General features: G+C 67.9%; 17 protein-coding genes. 10 read left to right on the top strand and 7 right to left on the bottom strand.

Annotated elements, in window-relative coordinates:
- Positions 1-53 precede the first annotated feature (53 nt).
- The gene (locus ASG17_RS11435; protein WP_056103718.1) at positions 54-398 is read left to right on the top strand and encodes an L-rhamnose mutarotase; all 345 of its coding nucleotides are present in this window, start codon (positions 54-56) and stop codon (positions 396-398) included.
- Here ASG17_RS11435 and ASG17_RS11430 read toward each other — a convergent pair.
- Together ASG17_RS11430 and ASG17_RS11425 are read right to left on the bottom strand one after the other, a co-directional pair.
- On the bottom strand, positions 395-1,171 hold the full coding sequence (locus ASG17_RS11430; protein WP_056103715.1) for an IclR family transcriptional regulator: 777 nt from the start codon (positions 1,169-1,171) through the stop codon (positions 395-397). The genes ASG17_RS11435 and ASG17_RS11430 overlap by 4 nt on opposite strands.
- Positions 1,172-1,215: 44 nt before the next feature.
- Positions 1,216-2,733, bottom strand: a complete 1,518-nt coding sequence (locus ASG17_RS11425; protein WP_056103711.1) for a tryptophan halogenase family protein — start codon at positions 2,731-2,733, stop codon at positions 1,216-1,218.
- Between the two features lie 243 nt (positions 2,734-2,976).
- On the opposite strand from ASG17_RS11425, the gene ASG17_RS11420 reads away from it, so the two are divergent.
- Positions 2,977-5,769, top strand: a complete 2,793-nt coding sequence (locus tag ASG17_RS11420; protein WP_162238793.1) for a TonB-dependent receptor — start codon at positions 2,977-2,979, stop codon at positions 5,767-5,769.
- 540 nt (positions 5,770-6,309) lie between these two features.
- On the opposite strand, the gene mdoH is transcribed toward ASG17_RS11420, so the two are convergent.
- Together mdoH and ASG17_RS11410 are read right to left on the bottom strand one after the other, a co-directional pair.
- A complete protein-coding gene (gene mdoH / locus ASG17_RS11415) occupies positions 6,310-8,223 on the bottom strand; it encodes a glucans biosynthesis glucosyltransferase MdoH (protein ID WP_056103705.1) in 1,914 nt (637 codons plus the stop codon).
- Between the two features lie 110 nt (positions 8,224-8,333).
- Entirely contained in the window at positions 8,334-10,145 is a 1,812-nt protein-coding gene (locus ASG17_RS11410) for an acyltransferase family protein (RefSeq protein ID WP_056103703.1), read from the bottom strand.
- A gap of 127 nt (positions 10,146-10,272) precedes the next feature.
- On the opposite strand from ASG17_RS11410, the gene ASG17_RS11405 reads away from it, so the two are divergent.
- On the top strand, positions 10,273-11,370 hold the full coding sequence (locus tag ASG17_RS11405; RefSeq protein WP_082496247.1) for a Gfo/Idh/MocA family protein: 1,098 nt from the start codon (positions 10,273-10,275) through the stop codon (positions 11,368-11,370).
- Between the two features lie 21 nt (positions 11,371-11,391).
- Here ASG17_RS11405 and ASG17_RS11400 read toward each other — a convergent pair whose 3' ends face one another.
- Together ASG17_RS11400 and ASG17_RS11395 are read right to left on the bottom strand one after the other, a co-directional pair.
- The gene (locus tag ASG17_RS11400) at positions 11,392-13,131 is read right to left on the bottom strand and encodes a cytochrome c biogenesis protein DipZ (RefSeq protein WP_056103698.1); all 1,740 of its coding nucleotides are present in this window, start codon (positions 13,129-13,131) and stop codon (positions 11,392-11,394) included.
- 84 nt (positions 13,132-13,215) lie between these two features.
- Positions 13,216-15,588: a DUF5703 domain-containing protein gene (locus ASG17_RS11395; protein ID WP_056103695.1), complete on the bottom strand. Its 2,373-nt coding sequence runs from the start codon at positions 15,586-15,588 to the stop codon at positions 13,216-13,218.
- A 108-nt stretch (positions 15,589-15,696) separates the two neighbouring features.
- Here ASG17_RS11395 and ASG17_RS11390 point away from each other — a divergent pair, with 108 nt between their 5' ends.
- From ASG17_RS11390 to ASG17_RS11365, 6 genes are all read left to right on the top strand, one after another.
- Positions 15,697-16,224 carry a 2'-5' RNA ligase family protein gene (locus ASG17_RS11390; protein ID WP_056103692.1) on the top strand — a complete coding sequence of 176 codons (528 nt, stop codon included), beginning with the start codon at positions 15,697-15,699 and terminating at the stop codon, positions 16,222-16,224.
- 65 nt (positions 16,225-16,289) lie between these two features.
- The gene (locus tag ASG17_RS11385; protein ID WP_056103689.1) at positions 16,290-16,550 is read left to right on the top strand and encodes a hypothetical protein; all 261 of its coding nucleotides are present in this window, start codon (positions 16,290-16,292) and stop codon (positions 16,548-16,550) included.
- Positions 16,547-17,212 (top strand): Crp/Fnr family transcriptional regulator, encoded by a 666-nt coding sequence (locus ASG17_RS11380; protein ID WP_056103686.1) that lies wholly within the window; start codon positions 16,547-16,549, stop codon positions 17,210-17,212. Before ASG17_RS11385 ends, ASG17_RS11380 begins: the two co-directional genes overlap by 4 nt.
- A 118-nt stretch (positions 17,213-17,330) precedes the next feature.
- On the top strand, positions 17,331-18,047 hold the full coding sequence (locus ASG17_RS11375) for a Crp/Fnr family transcriptional regulator (protein ID WP_082496246.1): 717 nt from the start codon (positions 17,331-17,333) through the stop codon (positions 18,045-18,047).
- A gap of 90 nt (positions 18,048-18,137) precedes the next feature.
- Positions 18,138-18,329, top strand: a complete 192-nt coding sequence (locus ASG17_RS11370) for a hypothetical protein (protein WP_056103683.1) — start codon at positions 18,138-18,140, stop codon at positions 18,327-18,329.
- Positions 18,330-18,505: 176 nt separating this feature from the next.
- Complete coding sequence (locus tag ASG17_RS11365) at positions 18,506-18,703, top strand: hypothetical protein (RefSeq protein ID WP_056103680.1); 198 nt, start codon at positions 18,506-18,508, stop codon at positions 18,701-18,703.
- Here ASG17_RS11365 and ASG17_RS11360 read toward each other — a convergent pair.
- Positions 18,700-20,262, bottom strand: a complete 1,563-nt coding sequence (locus ASG17_RS11360; RefSeq protein ID WP_056103677.1) for a cryptochrome/photolyase family protein — start codon at positions 20,260-20,262, stop codon at positions 18,700-18,702. The genes ASG17_RS11365 and ASG17_RS11360 overlap by 4 nt on opposite strands.
- Before the next feature lie 228 nt (positions 20,263-20,490).
- On the opposite strand from ASG17_RS11360, the gene ASG17_RS11355 reads away from it, so the two are divergent.
- Complete coding sequence (locus ASG17_RS11355) at positions 20,491-21,423, top strand: alpha/beta hydrolase (protein ID WP_056103675.1); 933 nt, start codon at positions 20,491-20,493, stop codon at positions 21,421-21,423.
- The last annotated feature ends 28 nt before the right edge of the window (positions 21,424-21,451 follow it).

Here is a 21,451-nt window from a genome sequence, read left to right as displayed (position 1 = left end):
GTTAGACAATCATATGTGAACTTGGTCGTCAAATATGAGAATGAAGGTGTGACATGCGCCATGTCATGATGCTCGACCTGATCAATGACGCCGACAAAATCGCGCGCTATGAGGCCTGGCATGCGGCGGGGGCCGTGCCGGCGGCGGTGGTGCGCTCGATCCGGGCCGTGGATATCAGGAGCCTGGAGATCCATCGGCTAGGCGACCGTCTGGTCATGGTGATGGAGACTGGGCCGCGTTTCTCGGCCGCGGCCAAGGCGGCGGCCGACGCCGCCGATCCGGATGTGCAGGCCTGGGAAACGCTGATGGACGACTTCCAGACCCCGACACCCTTTGCGCGGCCCGGCGAGAAATGGACCCCGGCGACGCGGATCTTCAGCCTGGACGAGCAGCCTTAGAGAGCCTGCGTCACGGGTCCGAGTTCGGCCGAGATCGCCGCCGCGGTCCGTCGCAGCAAAGCCGCCGCCGTGGGCATGTCGCAAGTAGGCGGCGTCTGCTGGATGTAGGGGGAGATCAGTGTCGCGATCGCGCCGTCCGTGCCAAGGATCGGCGCGACCAGGTCGGTCACTCCTTGGACGAAGTCGCTGGCCCGTTCGACGTGGCCTTCCTTAGCCGCCTTGGCCGCCGCTTGGATGAAGGCCTCGATGCGGGCCTCGTCGAACCGCTTGGCCAGTCGCTCGCGGAACTCGGTCTGCAGCGACGGCGAGCCCATTCCGTACAGCAACAGGCCCGAGGTGGCGTCGATGGCTTCGCGCCGATAACCCAGCCGCACGGAGAAGCCCAAGTCGCCCGGCCCCTCGATGCGCGCGATGACGACGATCTGATCCTCGGACAGGACGACCAGGTGGCATGACTGGCGAGTCTGGGCCGCCAGGTCCCGCATGAAGGGCAGGGCGGCTTCGGTAAGCGACTTCACCGGCGCCTGCGCCAGGCCCAAGGTGAACAGCCGATTGGTCAGGGCGTAGCCGGCCGGCGACTGCTCGATGTAGCCGCGGTACTCCAGCACCTGGATCATGCGGAACAGCTCGCTGACAGAGCGGCCCAGAACCGACGACATCTGCGACGGCGTCATGGCGACGCCGTTGGCGGCCAGCAGCTCCAGCACGTCGAGACCCTTCTCGAGCGCTGGGGCCCGGTACTTCCGCTCGTCCGCCTCGTCCGTATCCGACATTGATTCCCCGGCTTCCGTTCTAGGGAACGTTAGCAGCTTCGCGCTCAGGCCGCGAAGGCGACGTGCGGTGCGCGGCAATGGCGCGCGATGTAGTCGGCATGGCTGGGCATGTCGGCTACGGCGCGGCCGATGACGTCTCTCATCCGGGCCATCTTGGCGGCCATCATCTGCGGGTCGTGCGTCGCGGCCATCGGGTCGAAGCGCTCAGGGATGACGTTCTGGCCCGTCAGGACGGCGGCCCAGCTGGTTTCGGAGAACAGCTCGTCGCCATCGCGGAAAAAGCGGCCCGAACTGCGGAACAGATCGATCTTCTGGCGCAGGCTTTCCGGCGGCTCCATCGTGCGGACGTGATCCCACAGCGGCGAATCCACACGGGCGGTCGCATGGTAGTGCAGGATGATGAAGTCGCGGATTTGCTCGGCCTCGATCCGCGTCTGACGATTGTACTCCGCCGTCACCGCCGGATCGAAGCGGCGGTCCGGGAACAGGGTCATCAGCCGGGCGATGGCCGACTGGATCATGTGGATGCTGGTCGATTCCAGCGGCTCCAGGAAGCCGGACGCCAGGCCGATGGCCACCACGTTCTTAACCCACGACGCCCTGCGCCGGCCGGTGGTGAACCGCAACGTGCGCGGGTCGGCCAGCGGGCGGCCGTCCAGATTGGACATCAGCGTCGCCGTCGCGTCTTCCTCGCTGATGAAACGGCTGCAATGCACGTAGCCGTTGCCGATGCGGTGCTGCAGCGGGATGCGCCACTGCCACCCCGCCTCGCGCGCGGTGGAGCGCGTGAAGGGCGTGGGCGGCCCTGAACTCTCGCAAGGCACAGCAACCGCGCGGTCGCACGGCAGCCAGTGCGACCAGTCCTCGTAGCCGGCCTTCAGCGCCTGTTCGATCAGCAAGCCCCGGAAGCCGGAGCAATCAATGAAGAAGTCGGCGTCCAGCGTTCGGCCGTCGGCCAGGGCGACACCCGTGACGGCGCCGTCATCCGCTACCCGCACATCGGCGATACGGCCCTCGACGCGTGTCACGCCCAGTCCCTCGGCGAAACGGCGCAGGAAGGCGGCGTAGAGGCCGGCGTCGAAATGGAAGGCATAGGCGATGCGCGACAGGACGTTCTTGGGATCGTCCACCGGCCGGACGAACTTGCCGGCCGCCGCCGCCTGGGTCGACAGCGAATAGTCGGCCAGCGGGTGCGTTTCGCCCAGCGCGCGCTGGCGCAGCCAGTGCTGATGGAACGACATCTTTTCCAGATCCGAGCCGTAGCGGCCGAACGGGTGGAAGTATCGGTCCCCCAGCGCACCCCAGTCGCGAAACTCGATGCCCAGCTTGAAGGTGGCCTGTGTCTCACGGACGAAGGCGTCTTCGTCGAGGCCCAGCATGCAATTGAACAGCAGGATGGCGGGGATGGTCGCCTCGCCGACGCCGACCGTGCCGATGTCCTCTGACTCGACCAGCGTGATCCGGGCCGACCCCTTCAGTCCCTTGGCCAGTGCGGCGGCGGTCATCCAGCCGGCCGTGCCGCCTCCGACGATCAGGATGTCTTCGATCGCTTCGGTCTGCATCGCGGCCCTCCCCAGAACGCTGAATGGGCCGCCTGATGCGGGCCTAAGGAAAGGGTATCACGCGTTCATATTTGGCAACAGGTTCACCCCCGAACAGATTCTGCGGCGAAGCTCTTTTCTTTATGTGAAAGCTGTTGCATCCTTGAAATGCAGATCGAGCGTGTCTCGGATGCATTCGGGAGCTCAGTCGCTGTCTGGACCGTCAAAAGGCGGCCGCACGACGTAACGGGAGGGATGAGACGCATGTCTCGCAACCACATCAGGTCCAGGCTCGCGCTGCTGTGCGGCGCATCGCTCATTTCGATTGCAGCGATGGCGGCGCCGTCGCTCGCGTCCGCGCAGACGACTGACGATCAGTCCGAAGACGTCGATGACGTCATCGTCACCGGCATTCGCGCCAGCCTGGCGTCGGCCCAGTCGATCAAGCAGAACTCCGAGCAGTTCGTGGACTCGATCGTCGCGGTCGATATCGGCAAGCTGCCAGACGTCAACGTCGCCGAGGCGCTGCAGCGCATTTCGGGCATCCAGATCACGCGCAACCGCGGCGAAGGCTCCTCCATCGCCATTCGCGGCCTGACGCAGGTCCGCACCGAGCTGAACGGCCGCGACATCTTCTCGACCACCGACGGCCGCGCGCTGAGCTTCGAGGACGTGCCGTCCGAGCTGCTGGCCGGCGTCGACGTCTACAAGAACCCTTCGGCCGCGATGATCGAAGGCGGCATCGGCGGCGTGGTCAACCTTCGCACCCGCATGCCCTTCGACGCCCCGGGCCGCGTGATCAGCGGCACCGTCGGCGGCACCTGGTACGACCTGCGCGAAAAGTGGGGCGGCAACGTCTCCGGCTTGATCAGCGACCGTTGGGACACCGGCGCCGGCGAGATGGGCGCACTGCTGAACCTGTCCTACTCGCAGGCCTACTTCCGTGAAGACGCGATCACGGTCGAGCCCTTCTTCGAGCGGACGGACATCCCCGGCTACATCGGCACCCCGGTGCAGGTGGCGGCCGGCGGCGGCGTGTCCAGCTGGAACGGCGACCGTGACCGCACCGGCGCGGCGGCGGCGTTCCAATGGCGCCCGAATGCGGACGTCGAGCTGTACGCCCAGGCCCTGTACAGCCAGTACCACTTCTATGATCCGCAGACCGGCCAGTTCGGTTACGGTCCGTCGGGCTCGGGCGGCGGCCTGACCCCCACGCCGGGCGTCGCCTTCCAGTTCGACGACGACGGCAACATGACCTACGGCTCGTTCTCGGGCGGTCAGTTCTATCAGTCGTTCACGCGCGATGCGGTGCGCGACTCCGACACACTGGACGTCTCGGTCGGCGCCAAGTGGAATGCCAACGACCATGTGTCGTTCAGCACCGACCTCCAGTACGTCGACAGCTCGACCTTCTATGACGACGTCACCGGCTTCGGCGGCCTGAACGGCAATCCCCGCCTTGACGTGGATCTGACCGGCGAACTGCCGCTGTTCACCATCCAGCCCGACAGCGCGCTGGCTGATCCGGCCGGCTACAACTATCAGGCCCTGATGGTCCGCACCGCCGACAACGACGGCTCGGAGCTGGCCTGGCGCGGCGACATGGAGTGGGCGTTCGACGACGACAGCTTCGCCCAGTCGTTCTCGGCCGGTGTCCGCTACACCAACAAGGACGTCACGACGCGCGAATCCGGTTTCGACTGGTCGGCCATCAGCGGCCCGCCCTGGGATGGTTCGCCCGGAGCCACGGCGAACTTCGACGAGTTCCCGGACTATTATTCGCCCGATCCCAACATCGGCAACCTGTTCCGCGGCGACGGCGCCAGCATCTGGAACGGCGCCTATTTCATCGTCTCGCCCGAGCTGCTGAAGGACCACACCCGCGCGCTGCAGGTGCTGGGAGGCGAGCTGAACCCGCTGTCCGGCGCTCCCACGGCCCCGACGGCCCGCGACCAGATCAACGTCCAGAACGAAGAGACCTTCACGGCCTACGGTCTGATGCGCTTCGCCTCCGAGACGTCGCCGATCCGCTTCGACGGCAACCTCGGCCTGCGTGTCGTGTCGACCAAAGTGACGGCCGACGGGACCCAGGCGCTGACGTACCGGACAGCCGGCGCGACCAATACGCCGATCACCGAACTGACGCCCTATACCGGCGAGCAGGAATACACCGAGTGGCTGCCCAGCTTGAACCTGCGCTTCTTCCTGCAGGACAATCTGTACCTGCGCGCAGCGGTGTCGCGGGGCCTGTCGCGGCCGTCGTTCGGCGACCTGGCGGCCAACTTCTCTCTGTCGGAAAACTACATCGACGCCGACAACAACCCGACCACGCCGCCGGTCCTGGATGACCGCACCGGCTCGGGCGGCAACCCGCTGCTGAACCCGCTGACGACCGAACAGGCCGATCTGGCGCTGGAGTGGTACCCGTCGTCCTCGACGTCGCTGTACGCCACCGCCTTCTACAAGAAGGTCCACGACTTCATTCAGCGCGGCGTCTACAACGCCCAGTACGAAGTGCCGGGCAAGGGCCTGCAGACGTTCGAGATTTCCGGGCCGGTCAACGGCGAGGAAGGCACGATCAAGGGCTTCGAGATCGGTGGAAACACCTTCTTCGACTTCCTGCCGGGCATCCTCAGCAACTTCGGCGTCCAAGCCAACTACACCTACGTGGACTCCGAGGCGCCCAGCCCTACCGCCGTGGACAGCGCCGGCCGGGCCCTGATCGTGCCGCTCGAGTTCCTGTCCAAGAATTCCTACAATCTGGTGGGTTTCTACGAGGACGGGCCGCTGAACGTTCGGGTAGCCTACAACTGGCGCGACGACTTCGTCGTGACCACGGCCGGCAACGGCACGGGCAACCTGCCGATCTACAACGCCGACTTCGGTCAGCTGGACGCGTCGGTCAGCTATGACTTCAACGAGCATGTCTCGCTAAGCGTCGACGCCTCGAACCTGCTGGACGAGGAACGCCACACCTACCAGGCCTTCCCGGGTCGCCCGCGCGACTATGTTCTGAACGACCGTCGCATCGGCTTCCGTCTGCGACTGCGTAACTAGACGTCGTCTTCTCCCCCGATGTCTGCCGCCGGGCGCTGCCAACGCAGCGCCCGGCTTTTCTTTGCACCACTCGGAAAAAAGCGGGTGCAAGAGTCCAATCCCGACCCGTGGCCTGCGAGCGATCGCGATGTCAAATAGCCGGAGCCAGGAGTGTACTGCTGCCCACGGGCCAGCCAGCGAGATGGTCGCAAATCGAGCTCAAGTCCTTGATCCTGCACAGGACCAAGCGCTGTCTGGCTTTCGTCTGCGCGCACTTGGCGGGCAGCTTTCGCCCGATCTGAAGCTGGCCTTCATGCGCCGGCCTCCAGAACGCAGAACTCAGTCGGAACAATGCGTGTCCGTCTGGCCTTCATGCGTGATGTGAGGATTGCACCATCGAGCGCACGGTGCATGCGCGACGTCAGGCAAACCAGGCGTGCGCAGCCGTTCGTGGGGCGCATGCCGTCGCCGGGACGGAGAGCGACCGGGAGGACCTGCAAAGGAAAACGGCGGCGGCGCTTTCGCACCGCCGCCGCCATTCTTGTCGCTGAAGGCCCGGGATCAGGCCGAGCGCATGGCCATGACCATCGGACGGGTCATCTCGATGGGACGCGAAGCGGGCAGGGAGGCCGGGTTGGCGGTGGTGTCCATCGCCGGGGTAACCAGATAGCCGCGGCGGGCGAAGGCCTCGCCCGAGGCCCGACGCGACGTCCACACCGCCAGCGGCGCGGCCAGCAGCAGCGGACCGACGATCGGCACGAAGTAGCTGATCAGGTCCGGGCGGAAGCACAGGGCGACGGCGAAGACGACGCCGGTCACCATCTGCCACTTCATGGCGCGGAAGGCGTCCGACCAGGCCAGGCCGTCGGTGTCACGCTGTTGAGCATGCCAGCCGGCGTCGCGACCCATCAGGATCTGGGCCACCGCCCGCGTGTTGGCGACCATCAGGATCGGCGCCAGGACGGCCGAGAGGCCGATCTCGGCGGCCATGCCGCGGATCACGCCGCCGGTCCCACCGAAGGCCCGGCGTTCGCGCGGACGCGACAGCACCAGCACGGCGCCCAGAATCTTGGGACCGATCAGCAGCACGCCTGACAGCAGCGACGCCAGCACGAAGGCCGAGAGTTGCGGGTGCAGGAAGTAGAAGAACGATCCCCAATCCACGGGATAGCGCAGCTGGATCACCATGCCGACGGCCAGCGAGGCGAACCACAGCGGCGAGGCCAGATAGGCCATGCAGCCCATCAGCAGCTGCAGGCGGCTCATGCTGCTGAGGCCCTTGGCGCGCAGCAGGCCGATGTGTTGCAGGTTGCCCTGGCACCAGCGGTGCTCGCGGCGGATGAAGTCGGTCAGCGTCGGCGGCGTCTCTTCGCACGATCCGTCCAGGGCGGCGGTGACGTGGACGGCCCAGCCGGCGCGGCGCAGCAGGGCGGCCTCGATGACGTCGTGGCTCATGACGTGGCCGCCGAACGGCTTCTTGCCCGGCAGGATCGGCAGGCCGGCGCAGTCGGCGAAGGCCTTCACGCGCACGATGGCGTTGTGACCCCAGTAGCTGCCTTCCGAGCCCGTCCACCAAGCCAGACCCGCGGCGGCGACGCGGCCGTACAGGGCGACGCTGAACTGCGAGACGCGGGCGAACAGGGTCTGCGACTTGATGATGGTGGGGGCGGTCTGGATCAGGCCGATGCCAGGGTTGCGCTCCATGGCGTCGACCAGGCGCAGGACGGTCTCGCCGGCCATGGTCGAGTCGGCGTCCAGCACGATCATGAAGTCATAGGCGCCGCCGAACCGACGGGTCCATTCGGCCAGGTTGCCGGACTTCTGCTCTTCGTTGTTCTCGCGGCGGCGGTAGTAGGCCTCGGAGTGGGCGCGCAGCTTGAAGCCGGAGAAGGCGATTTGTTCCTGGCAGATGCAGTCGATCTTGTTGGTGTCCGACAGGACGAACAGGTCGAAGGCATCGGACACGCCCAGGCGCGCCAGCGACTGGTCGATGGCGGCCAGACGCGCCAGGGTCGATTGCGGATCCTCGTTGTACAGCGGCATCAGCAGCGCCGTGCGCGTGGACGGCGCGCTGGGGTGCGGGGCGAACTGCAGGTCCGACTGCTCGCGGTTGGTCAGCATGACGACCAGACCGGCGACGGCGTTGCAGAACCAGCAGGCGATGGCGGTGATCAGGACCATGAACAGCCCGAACGCCAGCATCTCAAGCGGGTCGAAGCCCTTGCGCGCGTAGAGGACGAAGGGCGCGATCGCGGTCAGGCCGGCCAGCAGGAAGGTGCCCGAGAAGATCGCCATGCGGCGCCAGAAGACGCTGTGCGGCGAGGTCGAGGGGCGGGCCGCGGCGGCCGGCGCTTCGTCCAGCGACTGGCGCGGCATGGCCAGAGGGGCCTCTTCCGGCAGCCACGAAAGGCGATCGGAGCCGAGCTCGATCGCGCCTTCGATCAGGTCATCGCCACGAAAAGCCAAGCTGTTCATGCAGGTCGTATCCCACGGCCGGAGAGACGAATTCGTCCCAACGTGCCGCGATGCAGCATGAACGCATTTGCGTGATAATCAATCACGGAGTTGTGAAGCGGGGAACTTTTTTACATCGCGGGGCTGTCGAGGCCCCTCGCGTGATGTCGCAGTCGTCGTTCCAGCAGCAGGGAGGCCACGCCGACCCAGCCGACCAGCACGATAGCATAGGCGCGCTCCCACCAGCCGACATTCGCATCGTTGACCGTGCCGGGGAAAACCAGGTGCTTGGTGATGACGGTCAAGATGGCCATCAGGACAAAGACGGCGACCAGAAAAATCTTCAGCCGGCGCAGATCCTTGCGCCCGTGTAGACCCCAAAGCAGCAGCAAGGGCGCCAGCTGGATGCCCAGCGCCAGGTTGATGACCATGTGACGCGGGTCAGGCCAGGGAAACAGGGTCGAGGCCGCCAGTCCAAAGCCGGCCAGCACGAAGACCACGGCCGTCAGGGCGCCGGCGATGCGGGCGCCGCACAGGCCCATCATGGCCAGGCCGATGCCGACGCCGGCCACGGCCGCAAGGACGCCGCACACGAAGACGCCGCCGTTGAAGATGAGCGGCGCGCTGGCCGAGGCGCCGCCCAGTTCGCTGAGATACTGGCGGGCGTTGTCGAAGTCCGGATAGGTCAGGATGGCGGCGCAGACCGACGCCAGCGCCAGCAGCGGCGCCGCCACGCCCACGGCCAGCAGCAGCCGGCGGCGGCGGAACGGCTGGCCCGGCTGACCCAGCCATTGTTTCAGCTGCACGGCCACAGGCTGGGACAGGGCCCGGGCCTTCAGGCCCCAGATCGGACCGACCAGGGGCAGGCGCCGAACGACTTCGTAGATGGCGAGGCTGCCGCCCAGGGTGACGATGACCAGGGTTAGGGCCTCGACGCCGGCGGGAAGGGCCCACGGCCGCACGAACCACAGGGCGACCACCAAGATGGTCTGGTGCGCCAGGTAGCAGGTGAAGACCGCGCCGGTCAGATAGGTGATCACCGCGCCGCCCTTGTCTCGCAGGTGCCGGTTGGCGAAGCCCAGGATGGCCGCGATGACCGCCCATTGGTCGATGGCGAAGACCAGGTTGCGCGGCACGCCCAGGAAGGCGCCGCCGCCGGGATGGGCGACCTGCAGCATCATGACGGGCAGGCAGGCGGCGGCGACGGCCAGGGCGTGCCATCGGTATCTCTCCAGCTCGCTCCACAGCAGGCTGCGCCGCGCGGCCAGATAGCCGAACAGGAAGGCGCCCAGCGACAGGGCGTGGTTGTACCAGTCCCAGGCCAGGAAGTTGGTCACCCCGAACGCGGGGAACAGCAGGATGCGGATGACGGCCAAATAGGCCATGGGCAGGATCAGCACCCACGGGCCGGTCAGGCGGCGGTCGATGAAGCCCTCCGCCTTCTCGATCCAGTCCGGGCGTCGCATCAGGGCCACCGCGACCAGGCTGTAGACCGCGATGTAAAGGACGAACCACAGGTGGTTCACCGGCACGCCATTGATCAGACCGCCGGGGCTGAACTCGTGCCACAGCCAGCGCCAGTAGCCCTCCGACCAGCCCGACTTCTCGACCGCCTCGATCCACGACTGGATGGTGACCAGCACGACGATGCCGAACAGCAGGGGCGGACCCAGACGTTCCAGCCGCGATACCAGCACCTCCCTGGGCGTCCGCCGCGCGCTCATGAACCGCAGCGCCGCGCCCGAGACGAAGAACAGCAGCGTCAGTCGCCACGGGTTGGTGATCAGCACCGCCTCGCGCATCCACTCGAAGGTGTGGGCGCTGTGCAGGTGCCAGTCGTAGGGCGCGTAGGCCAGGCCGACGTGGTAGAGGATCAGCAGCCCGAAGGCGCCGACCCGGATCCAGTCCAGGTCGTATCGACGCGATGAAGGGGCGGGGTTCACCGGGCGTCTATGAGCCGCCGGCCTCGAGCTGTCCACGTCCGCGAACAGCCCATTCGTCGCGCCCGCAAAGGGCAGACGGAGCGACGCCGACATGCCACAGTCCGCCACGCAAACAGGGGGTGACGGGATGACGGTTCGCGGGACGCGCAGGTCGGTGATGGTCGGCGCCGGGGCGACGGCGACCGCCCTGATGACGGGCGGCCTTCGCCGGGCGGACGAGCGGCCGCTGGGTTATGCCGTCGTCGGCCTGGGCGGTTATGGCGAGCGGATCATGTCGCATTTCGCGTCGTGCCGGTCGTCGCGGCTGACGGCGCTGGTCAGCGGTACGCCGGAGAAGCTGGAACGGTTCGGGGCGATGTACGGCGTGCCGGAGCGCAGCCGCTACAGCTACGAGACCTTCGACACGATCCGGGACAATCCGGACGTGGACATCGTCTACGTCATCCTGCCCAACAACATGCATGCGGAATACACGATCCGCGCGGCGCAGGCGGGCAAGCACGTCATGTGCGAGAAGCCGATGGCGACGAACGTGGCCGACGCCGAGGCGATGATCGCCGCCTGCCGCGCCGCCGACCGCAAGCTGATGATCGGCTATCGCAGCCGCTTCGAGGCCGGCAACATCGAGGCCGTCCGGATGATCCGCGACGGCGCGCTGGGCAAGCTGAGCGTCGTCACGGCCGAGCATGGCTTCAACGCCGGGCCGAACCAGTGGCGGCTGAACAAGGCCATGGCGGGCGGCGGCTCGCTGGCGGACATGGGCATCTACAGCCTGCAGGCCGCGCGGTATCTGACGGGGGAGGAGCCGATCGCGGTCTCGGCGATGGAATCGACCGACAAGAGCGATCCGCGCTTCGCCGAGGTCGAGGACCGGATCAACTTCCAGCTCAAATTCCCGTCGGGCGTCATCGCCGACTGCGTCTCGGCCTACACCGCCAACTACAACCGCTATCGGGCGGTGGGGTCGGAGAACGGCCTCGATCTGGAGCCGGCCACCGCCTACGCCGGTCAGACGATGCGGGTCGGCAATCCGTGGGCGCCGCTGGAGCCGCACGCGATCCCGCCGCAGCCGCTGAACCAGTTCGCGGGGATGCTGGACCATCTGTCGGACTGCGTTCGCTCCGGCGCCGAGCCGCTGGTTTCGGGCGAGGAGGGCCTGCGCGACATGAAGCTGATCGAGGCGATCTACCGCGCCGCACGCGAGCAGCGAACCATCCAGCTGTAATCGGGCGCCGCGCGGACGGCCCTAGCCGAAGGTGAAGGCGAAGGCCTGGACGCCGGGGTCCAGGAACTCGATCTCGAAGGTGCGCTCACCCATCGACCGGGCCTGGCGGACCAGCTGGTAGAGGCGCTGGCTGTCGACCACCCCCTCGCCGGCGGCGTTGACGTCCACGCCCGCGTCCGGGCCCGGCGCGCGACCGTCGATGCGGATGCGGAAGCGCACAGGCTTGGCCGGATCCGCCAGACCCATGACCAGATGCAGGTCGCGGCCCCGGAATCGGTAGGTCACCGTGCCGCCCGCGCGGGCCAGATCGGCGTGCTCGCCGCGCACGGTCCAGTCGCCCGACAGGCTCCACTGGTTCAGCGTCAGACGGCCGCCCTCATAGGTCTGGACCGCATCGCGCAGGACGGGGCGCGGCGAGACCATGTTCGCGGCCCGCGCATAGCCGAGATAGGTCTCGGGAGAGCGCACGCCGGCCGCGGTGGCCCCCGGCGGCGCCTCGGCGCCCTGACCCATGATGTCGACGAGATCGGTCGGCACGTCGGTATGGCCCGCCTCGCGCAGCAGCTGCTGAATTACTCGCTCGGAGTGGTCGTAGTCGCCCTCGCCGAAGTGGTGGTAGCGGACGTTGCCGGCCGCATCGATGAAGTAGTGGGCCGGCCAGTACTGGTTCTGGAAGGCGCGCCAGACGCCGAATTCGTTGTCCAGGGCGACGGGATAGGTGACGCCGAAGCGGCGGATGGCGTCGCGCACATTGGCCTGCGACTTCTCGAAGGCGAACTCGGGCGTGTGGACGCCAATCACCACCAGACCCTGGTCGCGGTACTTGTCGGCCCAGGCTCGGACGTAGGGCAGGGTGCGCACGCAGTTGATGCAGGAGTAGGTCCAGAAGTCGAACAGCACGACCTTGCCCTTCAGGCTCTCGGTCGTGATCGGCGGGCTGTTCAGCCAGCCGGTCGCGCCGGTCAGGGGCGGCATGGCCATCTCGATCGGCAGGGCCTCCACCGGCGCGCGCGGCTGGGCCCTGGGCTGGCCGACGCCGGCCTGGCTCAGCAGGCCTTGCTCGAACCGGTTGACCCCGCCCGCCGAGAGCCGCGTCAGCAGGCCGGTGTCGAGGCCCAGGGCGATGGCGACGACGCCGATCAGGACCAGGACGCCCAGCCCCTTTCGCACCCATTCGCCGACGCCCAGCGACCGCTTCATCGTCTGGAACACCCTGCCGCCGACCAGCAGCGCGAGGGCCAGCGAGGTGGCCGCGCCGGCGGCATAGGCGGCCAGCAGGACCGTCGTGCCCACGCTGGCGCCCTGAAGCGCGGCGCCCGTCAGGATCAGCCCCAGGATCGGCCCGGCGCACGGCGCCCACAACAGGCCCGTCGCGACGCCGAGCAGGAAGGACGGCCAGATCGAGGACCTGCCCTCGGCCTGCTCGCGACTGGCCCGTTCGGTCAGGCGCGAGCCCAGCGCCACCAGAGGCCGGGTCAGCCGGTCGGCCAGCGCCGGGAAGATGAGCGTCAGCCCCAGCACCGCCATGACCAGAAGCGCGATCCACCGCCCCGCCTGGTTCGCCTGCACCGCCCACCCCCCGCCGACCGCCGCCAGCGTCGCCACGCCGGCAAAGGTCAGCGCCATGCCCGCCAGCAACGGCAGGCCGCTGCGCACGAAGGGCTGCTCCGCTCGCGCGAACACGAACGGCAGCACCGGCAGGATGCACGGGCTGAGGATGGTCAGCGCGCCGGCGAGGTAGGCGATCAGGAAAAGGATCATGGCGTCAGCTACGTCTGCGGATGGACTTGGACGCAGCCAAGGGCGGCTCGATCCGCATATGGCCGGGCCGACCCGTCTGCGGGGTCACGGCGTCAGCCACTGCGGCAGAACCACCCGTGCGCGGGCTTCGGCCGGTTCGACTGAAAGGGCCGTCAGTTTGCCGCCGCGCAGCGACGCCGCGATGACCGTCTGACCCGGCGCGTGAAGCTTGAAATCGACGTCCCAGTCGCGTGGCCACGCGGGGAAGATGTGGATGGCGGCCCCGGGCGTCTGCATCAGCATCTCCTGCAGGCCGATCATGCCCGAGCCGCCCCAGTTTTGGTCAGGCGTCCAGTCGTGGCCGGGCCCCCAGAAGGTCGGATATCGGCGGCTGGAATCGTCCATCTTGGCGATCGTCAGCGCGGTCGCTTCCTCGGTGAGGCCCATGCGCGCGCAGAAGATGGCGTCCTGGTGCCAGCTCTTGATGTCCTTCTGCTCCGGCGTGTCGACGCCCACCCGCCAGGTGTCGATGGCCAGTTGCAGGTCCGGCCGGCCCACGCCGTACTGGTCGTAGGGGAAGACGGGGTAGAGCTGAGGGATCTCCACGTTCTGGATGCGGTCCCACAGTTGCGCGGGGGCGATCACGCGCTTGCCCTGCATGGTGCGCATCGGGAAGGCGGGCAGGGTTGCGCGCAGGGCGGTGTAGCGGGTGCGCAGCGCTGGGCTCAGCAGAGATCCCGGCAAGGTCAGCAGTTCGCGCAGCAGTGCGTCCATGCCGGCGATGGTCACGGTGGAGTTCAGCGCGCTCTTGTAGGTCTCGCAGGCCGTGCCGGGATACAGAACCAGCTTTCCGTCCGGGCCGAGTTCTTCGCCCGAGATGATCTTGTGCTCGCGGCGATAGTGCTGGTCGAAGAAGGTCAGGCAGCTGTCGATGAAGTTCAGGTCGCCGGGTCGGTACCGTCTGGTGAACCGGCCGACCTCCAGCATCATCAGGCAGAACTCGAAGACCGTGTCCCAGTGATAGCTGACGAAGGCGCTGTCCTCGACGCCGGGCAGGCGCGCCGCCGGCTTGTCCCAGCTACGGTTCCAGCCCCATTCCTGACCGCAGCACAGGCCGAAGTTCTCGATCTGCTCGACGAAACAGGCGCCCTCGTGCCCCCAGTAGGTCTGGGTCCGCAGCTCGCCCGTGCGCTGAATGCGGCGATAGAAGTCCAGCTGCGGCGTCATCATGTCGACGTCGCCGCTCTTCAGCATCGGCCAATGGACCAGCCGCTGGTTCTGGGCCGTGAACTCGCCGCCGCCCCACATGCGGTAGTCGGGCGACAGCCGCTTGTCCGGGTCCACATATTCGGGGTCGTATGTGAAGTTGCCGCCGTTGAATTTGGTCGGCCAGGTCGCCTTGGCATTGGTCCCCAGTTGGTGCCGGAACAGTTGGTAGTTGCGGCCGATGCGCCAGGGCTGGCTGTCGGGCCGGGCCGCGCCGGGCTGGATCAGGATGTGGCTGCGCGACCAGAAGTCCCGCCACCAGCGGCGGCTGCGGCGGCGCGACACGGCCGGGCTTGCGGCGCCCGAGGACAGGCGGCGCAAGCCGATCATCCAGGCGGCCTTCGTCGGCGTCTGTTCGATCGGGCAGACCAGCCGCAGGGCATGGCTGCGACGCGGGCGCACGCTGGCCAGCCGCCAGCCGGTGAAGTCGGTGCTAGCATAGCGACCCTGGACCGTCCCGGCCGGGGCCATGCCTTCGCCGGTCAGCAGGGCGCCGAAGGTCAGTCCATTTAGCGGATTCCACAGGTCGGACTTCACCGCCTGCATGCCCTGCTGCTCGACCAGTAGGTCGAACACGGTGTCGTCGCTGTTCCTGTGCATGACCAGCACGCCGCCCTCGATGAAACCGACCTCGTCCGCCAACTGGCGCGGCGTCACCGGCGCACCGTCATAGGCGCGGTGCATCGACATCTCGGCGGGGGTGTAGTCGCGGTCCTGCGTGCGCCAGTTCTCGAGGGCGGCCGTCACCGACACCGGCGATGCGCTCTCCACCGCCACATGCACGACGGGGGTGTCGATATCGGCCCAGATCGTCGTCGTGACGCCGCTGCACGACACCACGACCTCGCCGTCGATCAGCCGCAGCGTCTGGCGGAAGTCGCGCATGTCCGTGAACGGCGACGGGTCCATCGTGATCCGCACACGGCCGAGCTTGAGATAGCTGTTGGTCTCGTCAAAGGCGCCGCTTCGCGCGACATAGAACAGGAGATCGCGGCCCTCGACCCAGACGTTCAGGCCGATGTCGCCGGCCCCGCACGGCATCGACTCGCCCGAGTTCGCACTGGGCCGCGACCAGACGGGGTCGTATGGCGCAAGGCGCGCCGCCAACGCGTCCACGGGCGGGGTTCCCGCGCCGGCCCGGGCGGGGGTCACCGCGCCGGCCGCCGCGCCGGCAGCCAACTGTTTGACGGTCGTTCGCTTGGCGGGGTCCATCGCACTTGTGTCGCAAGCCTTTCGAACCGTGGCAATCGCGGGGGAGGGCGCGGATGCGGGCGACGAGCGTTACGCCTGCAGTCACGATCGCATGCTGTACTGGACGCCATGGAAACCCCGCCGCCGCTGATCGTCACGGCCGCCCTCGATGAGGGGGCGTTCGCGTGGTTCGAGGATCTGCGCCAGACGCACTTCCCGCCCGCTCGAAACAAGGTGCCGGCGCACCTTACGCTGTTTCACGCTCTGCCGGGCGAGCACGAGCAAACCGTCGTGGAGACATTGAGAGCGGCGAGCGGACGCCGCGCTCCGCTGAGGCTGGACGTGCGTAGCCCATGGTCGCTGGGGCGGGGGGTCGCTTACAGGCTGGCGTCCCCCGAGCTGGAGCAGCTTCGGCGCGAGCTGTCGGACGCTTTCGCGCCGTGGCTGACGCGGCAGGATCAGGCGCCGTTCCGGCCGCACATCACCGTCCAGAACAAGGTGGAGCCGAGCGAGGCCAAGGCCCTGCTGGAGCAGTTGCAGCAAGAGTTCGAGCCGTTCCCGATCTTCGCCGAGGGCCTGTTGCTGTGGCGGTATCTGGGTGGACCCTGGGCCGCGGTCGAGCGCTTTGGGTTCGATGCGGGCCGCGCCCCGCCTTAACCTGTGTTGATGCGGACGCGCGCCCATCTCGCGTAACCCGGTCCTCTGTAGCGATTGGGGATGCGGTGCCGGACTACATTTTCGAGATTTGGAGGCGCGGCGTCCCGACGCCGGATCTGGAGCCGGCAGCCGCAGCCGATGATGTCCAGGCGCGCAGCCTGGCGGAGCTGAGACTGCTCATGGGTCCGGCTTTCGTCGCCGTCACGGTCAGGCGTATGGGCATGGAGGCGTTCACGCTGGGTCGTGAGGGCGCGGTGGCGTCGCCGCCGGTCGTGGCGATCGGCCGCCAGGGGGTGTCGTCGACGGACGCGGCCGCCTCGCTTTGACGCCAGAGCACCAGCCGGCGCCTGGGGCGGCGCAGACCGAATCCGAACTGGCCTGGTCCAATGGGCTGAGCCTCGCCGCCCTCGTCGAGCAGGGCGTCAGGCGTTCCGCCAAGCGCGGCCAGCGTATCGAAGCGGACCGATCGACCCAGCCGGGCGTTACGGTGGTGGTCGAAGGCGTGGCCTGTCTGACGCATCCGTCGTCTGGCCTGTGTACGGGCCTGTTCTCTGCCGGGGACCCGATGGATGCAGGCGCGGCGCGACGGCCCGCGATCCATGGCCGGTGGCTGACGGACGGCGCGGTCTGCGACATCCCGTTCGACGCTTTGGTCGAAAACCTCGGGCTCGCGGCGGCGTTGGCCGTCGTGGACGCGGCGGCGGCATACCGGCGCGAAAGCGTCGAGTGGGAAATGGCGTGCAGCATCCAGCACCAGGCGCCGCAGCGGATCGCGCGCTGGGTTGCGCGGATGGTCGATGCGTCCGGCGTCGTGGCCATCAACCAGGCGGAGCTGGCGGCTCTGGCGGGCATCCAGCGAACCAGCGTCAGCGCCGCCATGATGCGTTTCCGCGCGGCGGGCGTGAAGGTCTTGCGCGGGCGCATCATCGCCTCGGACATCGCGGCCTTGCAGCAGACCGCCTGCGCCTGCGGGCCGCACGCCGCCTGACCATGCCCGGGAGACGGAGCCGCAGCGCCGCGCATGCGATCGGCGATGGCGTCTCGCGTTCGGTGGGCCGAAAGGGCTAAGCTTGGCGCGCGCTGGACGCCGGAGCCTGAACGCCTTGATGAACCCGCTGGTCGAAAAGCTGTCGCGTCGTGACGTCGTCACCGATGTCGAGCAGGCGGTGTTGGCCGAGTTGCTGGATCCGCCGCGCGCCGTGGCGGCCGGCGAGGACATCGTCAAGAATCACTCGCGTCCCGACCACAGTACGCTGCTGCTGAGCGGGCTGGCGGCGCGCTATGTCTATCTGGCGGACGGCGGGCGACAGATCACCGAGATCGGCGTGCCGGGCGACTTCATGGATCTGCACAGTCTGCTGATGAAGCAGATGGACCATGGCGTGTTGGCCCTGACCGAGGTCACGGTCGCCGGCGCGCCGCACGGCAAGCTGCGCGCCATCACCGAGGATCATCCGCACCTGACGCGCCTGCTCTGGCTCGACACCATCATCGACGCGGCGATTCACCGGCAATGGCTGGCCGCCATGGGTCGCCGAAACGGCCTGGGGCGGTTCGCGCATCTGATCGCCGAACTGTACCTTCGTCTGGAGACGGTGGGGCTGGCGCGGGACCACGTGCTGGAGTTGCCGCTGTCGCAGCCGGTGTTGGGCGACGCGCTGGGGCTGTCGGCCGTGCACGTCAATCGCCTGGTGGCCGAAATGCGCGCGTCCGGCATGCTGAAGTGGACACATCCGCGCGTCGAGATTCTGGATTGGGACCGGCTGGTGGAGGTGGCGGAGTTCGATCCCACCTATCTGCGCCTGCGAAAAGAGGCGGTCTGACGCGGTCCCTGGCGGACGGGCTTCCAATCTCGCCACGTTCAACGTCGAACCGTCTTGCATGGCGTGCGCCGCGCTGGTCTACGCAGCGATATGACAGACCAAGATCGCATCGAGGCGCTTCTCGACATCGCCGACCCTGAGCGCACGGACGACGCCGCCAAGAGCGCACAGCTGGCCGTGCTGGGCCTGGCGACGAAGGGCGTGAAGGGCCGGTTCCAACCGACCATCGCCGGCTGGTCGCTGCTGGCCGAGCGCGGACGCGGCTTCCGCAAGGAAGACTGAGCGGTCAGGCCCGCGCGCAAGCACGCCTGATGTGCGCCAAGCACTGTCGGGTTCTCGACACAAGCGGCTGTTTTACTTGGTGGTTTCGGTGAACTCATGAGGCCTGAGGGCTTTATGGAGAGCGAGGCGTAGAGCCTTCTCCCAATCGCTGCATGCGCTGAGCCCAGGATCGCCCAATGACCGACGCCGCCGACACGAAAACCGATCCCGCCGCCATGGGGGAGCTGGCGCTGGCCATCGTCTATGAAGACCTCAAGGCGCGCGTGTCCCGCGACGAACTCAGCGAAGACGATGCGCGCGGCCTGATCGCGGCGGCGCTGCATCACTTCCCGGCGGACATGCACCCGCAGTTGCACGCACTGGTCGACGGCTAGGCGATTTCGTCCGTCGGCGGCATGACGACGGCGCCGAGGTACAGGCGGGCGGCCTCCGCCTCGGCCAGCAGTTCTGCGCGCTTCGCGTCTCCAAACCCGTCCAGCGTCTTGTAAGGCATGGCCAGGCGGATGTTGCCGCGCAGGCGCGCCCGGTGGCGCTCCAGGAAGCCCCAGTAGAGGCGGTTGAAGGGGCAGGCGCCGTCGCCGGACTTGCCCTTCACGTCGTACCGGCACCCTGCGCAGTAGTTGCTCATCCGGTTGATGTAGGCGCCGGACGCGGCATAGGGCTTAGACCCCACGATGCCGCCGTCGGCGAAGGTCGCCATGCCTCGCGTGTTGGGCATCTCCACCCACTCATAGGCGTCGGCGTAGACGGTCATGTACCAGTCATCGACGGCGTCGGGATGGACGCCCAGCATCATGGCCAGGTTGCCCGTGACCATCAGGCGCTGGATGTGGTGGGCATAGGCGTTGGTGCGGCTGGTCGCGACCACGTCGGCGACGCAGGCCATGTCCGTCTCGCCGGACCAGTAGAACCACGGGAGCGTCCGGTCGGCGTCCAGGGCGTTGCGATGCCGATATTCCGGCGCCTTCAGCCAGTAGACGCCGCGCATGTATTCGCGCCAGCCGATGATCTGGCGGATGAACCCCTCGACGGCGTTCAGCGGCGCGGCGCCGGCCCGGTAGACCGCCTCGGCCCGCCTGCAGGCTTCCAGCGGGTCGAGAAGGCCCAGGTTGATCGAGGTCGAGATCAGGCCGTGCCACATCCATGGCTCGCCCTCGACCATCGCATCCTGCCACTCTCCGAACGCCGGCAGGATGCGGGTCAGGAAGTCGTCCAGGATCGCATCGGCCTCCGACGCCGTGGTCGGCCAGCCGAAGGCGTCGAGGTCGCCGAAGTGCTCAGGGAACAGGCGGGCGACGTCGGCGATGGCCTCCTGCGCGATGGGGGAGGGCGGCGTCCTGAGCCGCTCGGGCGTGTGGACGCCCTTGGCCAGCTTGCGGCGGTTCTCGGCGTCATAGTTCCAGCGCCCGCCTTCGGGGTGCGTCCCGTCCATCAGCAGGCCGGTCTCGCGCCGCATCTCGCGGTAGAAGAACTCCATCCGCAGCTCCCGCTTGTCGGCGGCCCAGCGCTGGAACCGCTCGTGCGAGCAGATGAAGCGGCGATCGGCGCGGATCTCGACCGGAACGCCAGCCACGCCGGCGAACGCCGCCAACGCCTGCGCCAGCCGCCACTCGCCGCACTCGGTCATGACCACGGAAGCGTACGCGCCGTCGTCCAGGGCGCGGTGCAGTTCGCCGACGATGGAGTGCGTGTTCTCCGGCGCGTCGATGCGCACGTAGCGAACGGTCACGCCGCGCGCCTGCAGCTCGGCGGCGAAAGACCGCATGGCCGCGAAGATCAGGGCGATCTTCTGCTTGTGATGCCGGACATAGGTCGCCTCGTCCCGCACCTCCGCCAGCAGGACCACGTCATGCGCGGCGTCCAGCCCGTCCAGGGCCGACAGTGAGGCTGACAGCTGGTCGCCCAGGACCAGTCGCAGGGTGGGCTGGCTCATACGATCAGGCGCAGATCTAGCATCGTCACCTGGTTGTGTCGGACTTGTGCAACCTTGGCAAACGCAGACGGTCACAGAGGATCTGTCGGCTTCGTAGCTACTCGGGAGGCCTAAGCTCCCGCACGGCCCTTCCATCGCGGTAGGGCGCAAGCATTTGTCAGACTATTGCGCCGGGTTTGAGCTCTGGCTAGCGTAGGGGTCACAACTGGATGCGGTGGGAGAGCGCCGATGCGTGCTGTAAGGGGAGTGATGGCGGCCCTGGCCTTGGTCGCAGGGATTGCGGCGGGCGCGGCTCAGGCTCAGCAGGCGCCGATGACGCCCATGGCGTCGCCGGCTGAGCCAGACGCCATCGCGCTGAACACCGGGGGCTTCGCCGGCTCGACTGGGCCAGAGACGTGGTTCGAGCAGTGGGGCGATCCCTTTGTTCGCAACGTCACCATCGCCACGCTGACGCCGGTGTTGCCCGATCCCGACAAGGCGACGGGCGCCGCCGTCATCGTGGCGCCGGGCGGCGGCTTCATGTTCCTGTCGATGGGCAACGAGGGGTGGGAGGTCGCCCATGCCCTGGCGGATCGCGGCGTCGCCGCCTTCGTGCTGAAATACCGCACCCGTCCGACGCCGCAGGACGCCGCGGCGTTCGAAGCGGGCGTCAACGCCATGTTCTCCGGCGCGGCGCGGCCCCCGGCGCCGAGCGCGCAGGCCGCGGAAAGTCCCTTCGCCGATCAGGTCGCCGACGCCACGGCCGCCTTCGCCCTGGTCCGTGCGCGTGCGTCAGAATGGCGTGTCGATCCCGAGCGGATCGGCATGGTCGGCTTCTCGGCCGGCGCGATGACGACGCTGGCGACCACGCTGTCGTCGCCCAGCGCCCGTCCGGCGTTCATCGGCTCGATCTATGGTCCGCTGACCACGGTCGAGGTCCCGGCCGACGCCCCGCCCATGTTCGTGGCCCTGGCCGCCGACGACCCCCTGTTCGCCCACAGCGGCTTCGGTCTGATCGAGGCCTGGCGCGTCGCGGGGCGGCCGGTCGAGTTCCACCTCTATCAGAACGGCGGCCACGGCTTCGGACTCGGCAATCCGGGCAAGACCAGCAACGGCTGGTTCGACGTCTTCATGCGATGGCTGGCGGCGAACGACTTTTCCACCCCGACCCATGCCGACTGAATCAGTCATGCGGACCGTCACCGAGCGA

It is taken from the genome of Brevundimonas sp. Leaf363 (genome assembly GCF_001424025.1).
GTDB lineage: Bacteria > Pseudomonadota > Alphaproteobacteria > Caulobacterales > Caulobacteraceae > Brevundimonas.
The sequence above is the reverse complement of the archived record's forward strand: the minus strand, read 5'-3'. Positions and strand labels throughout refer to the sequence as shown.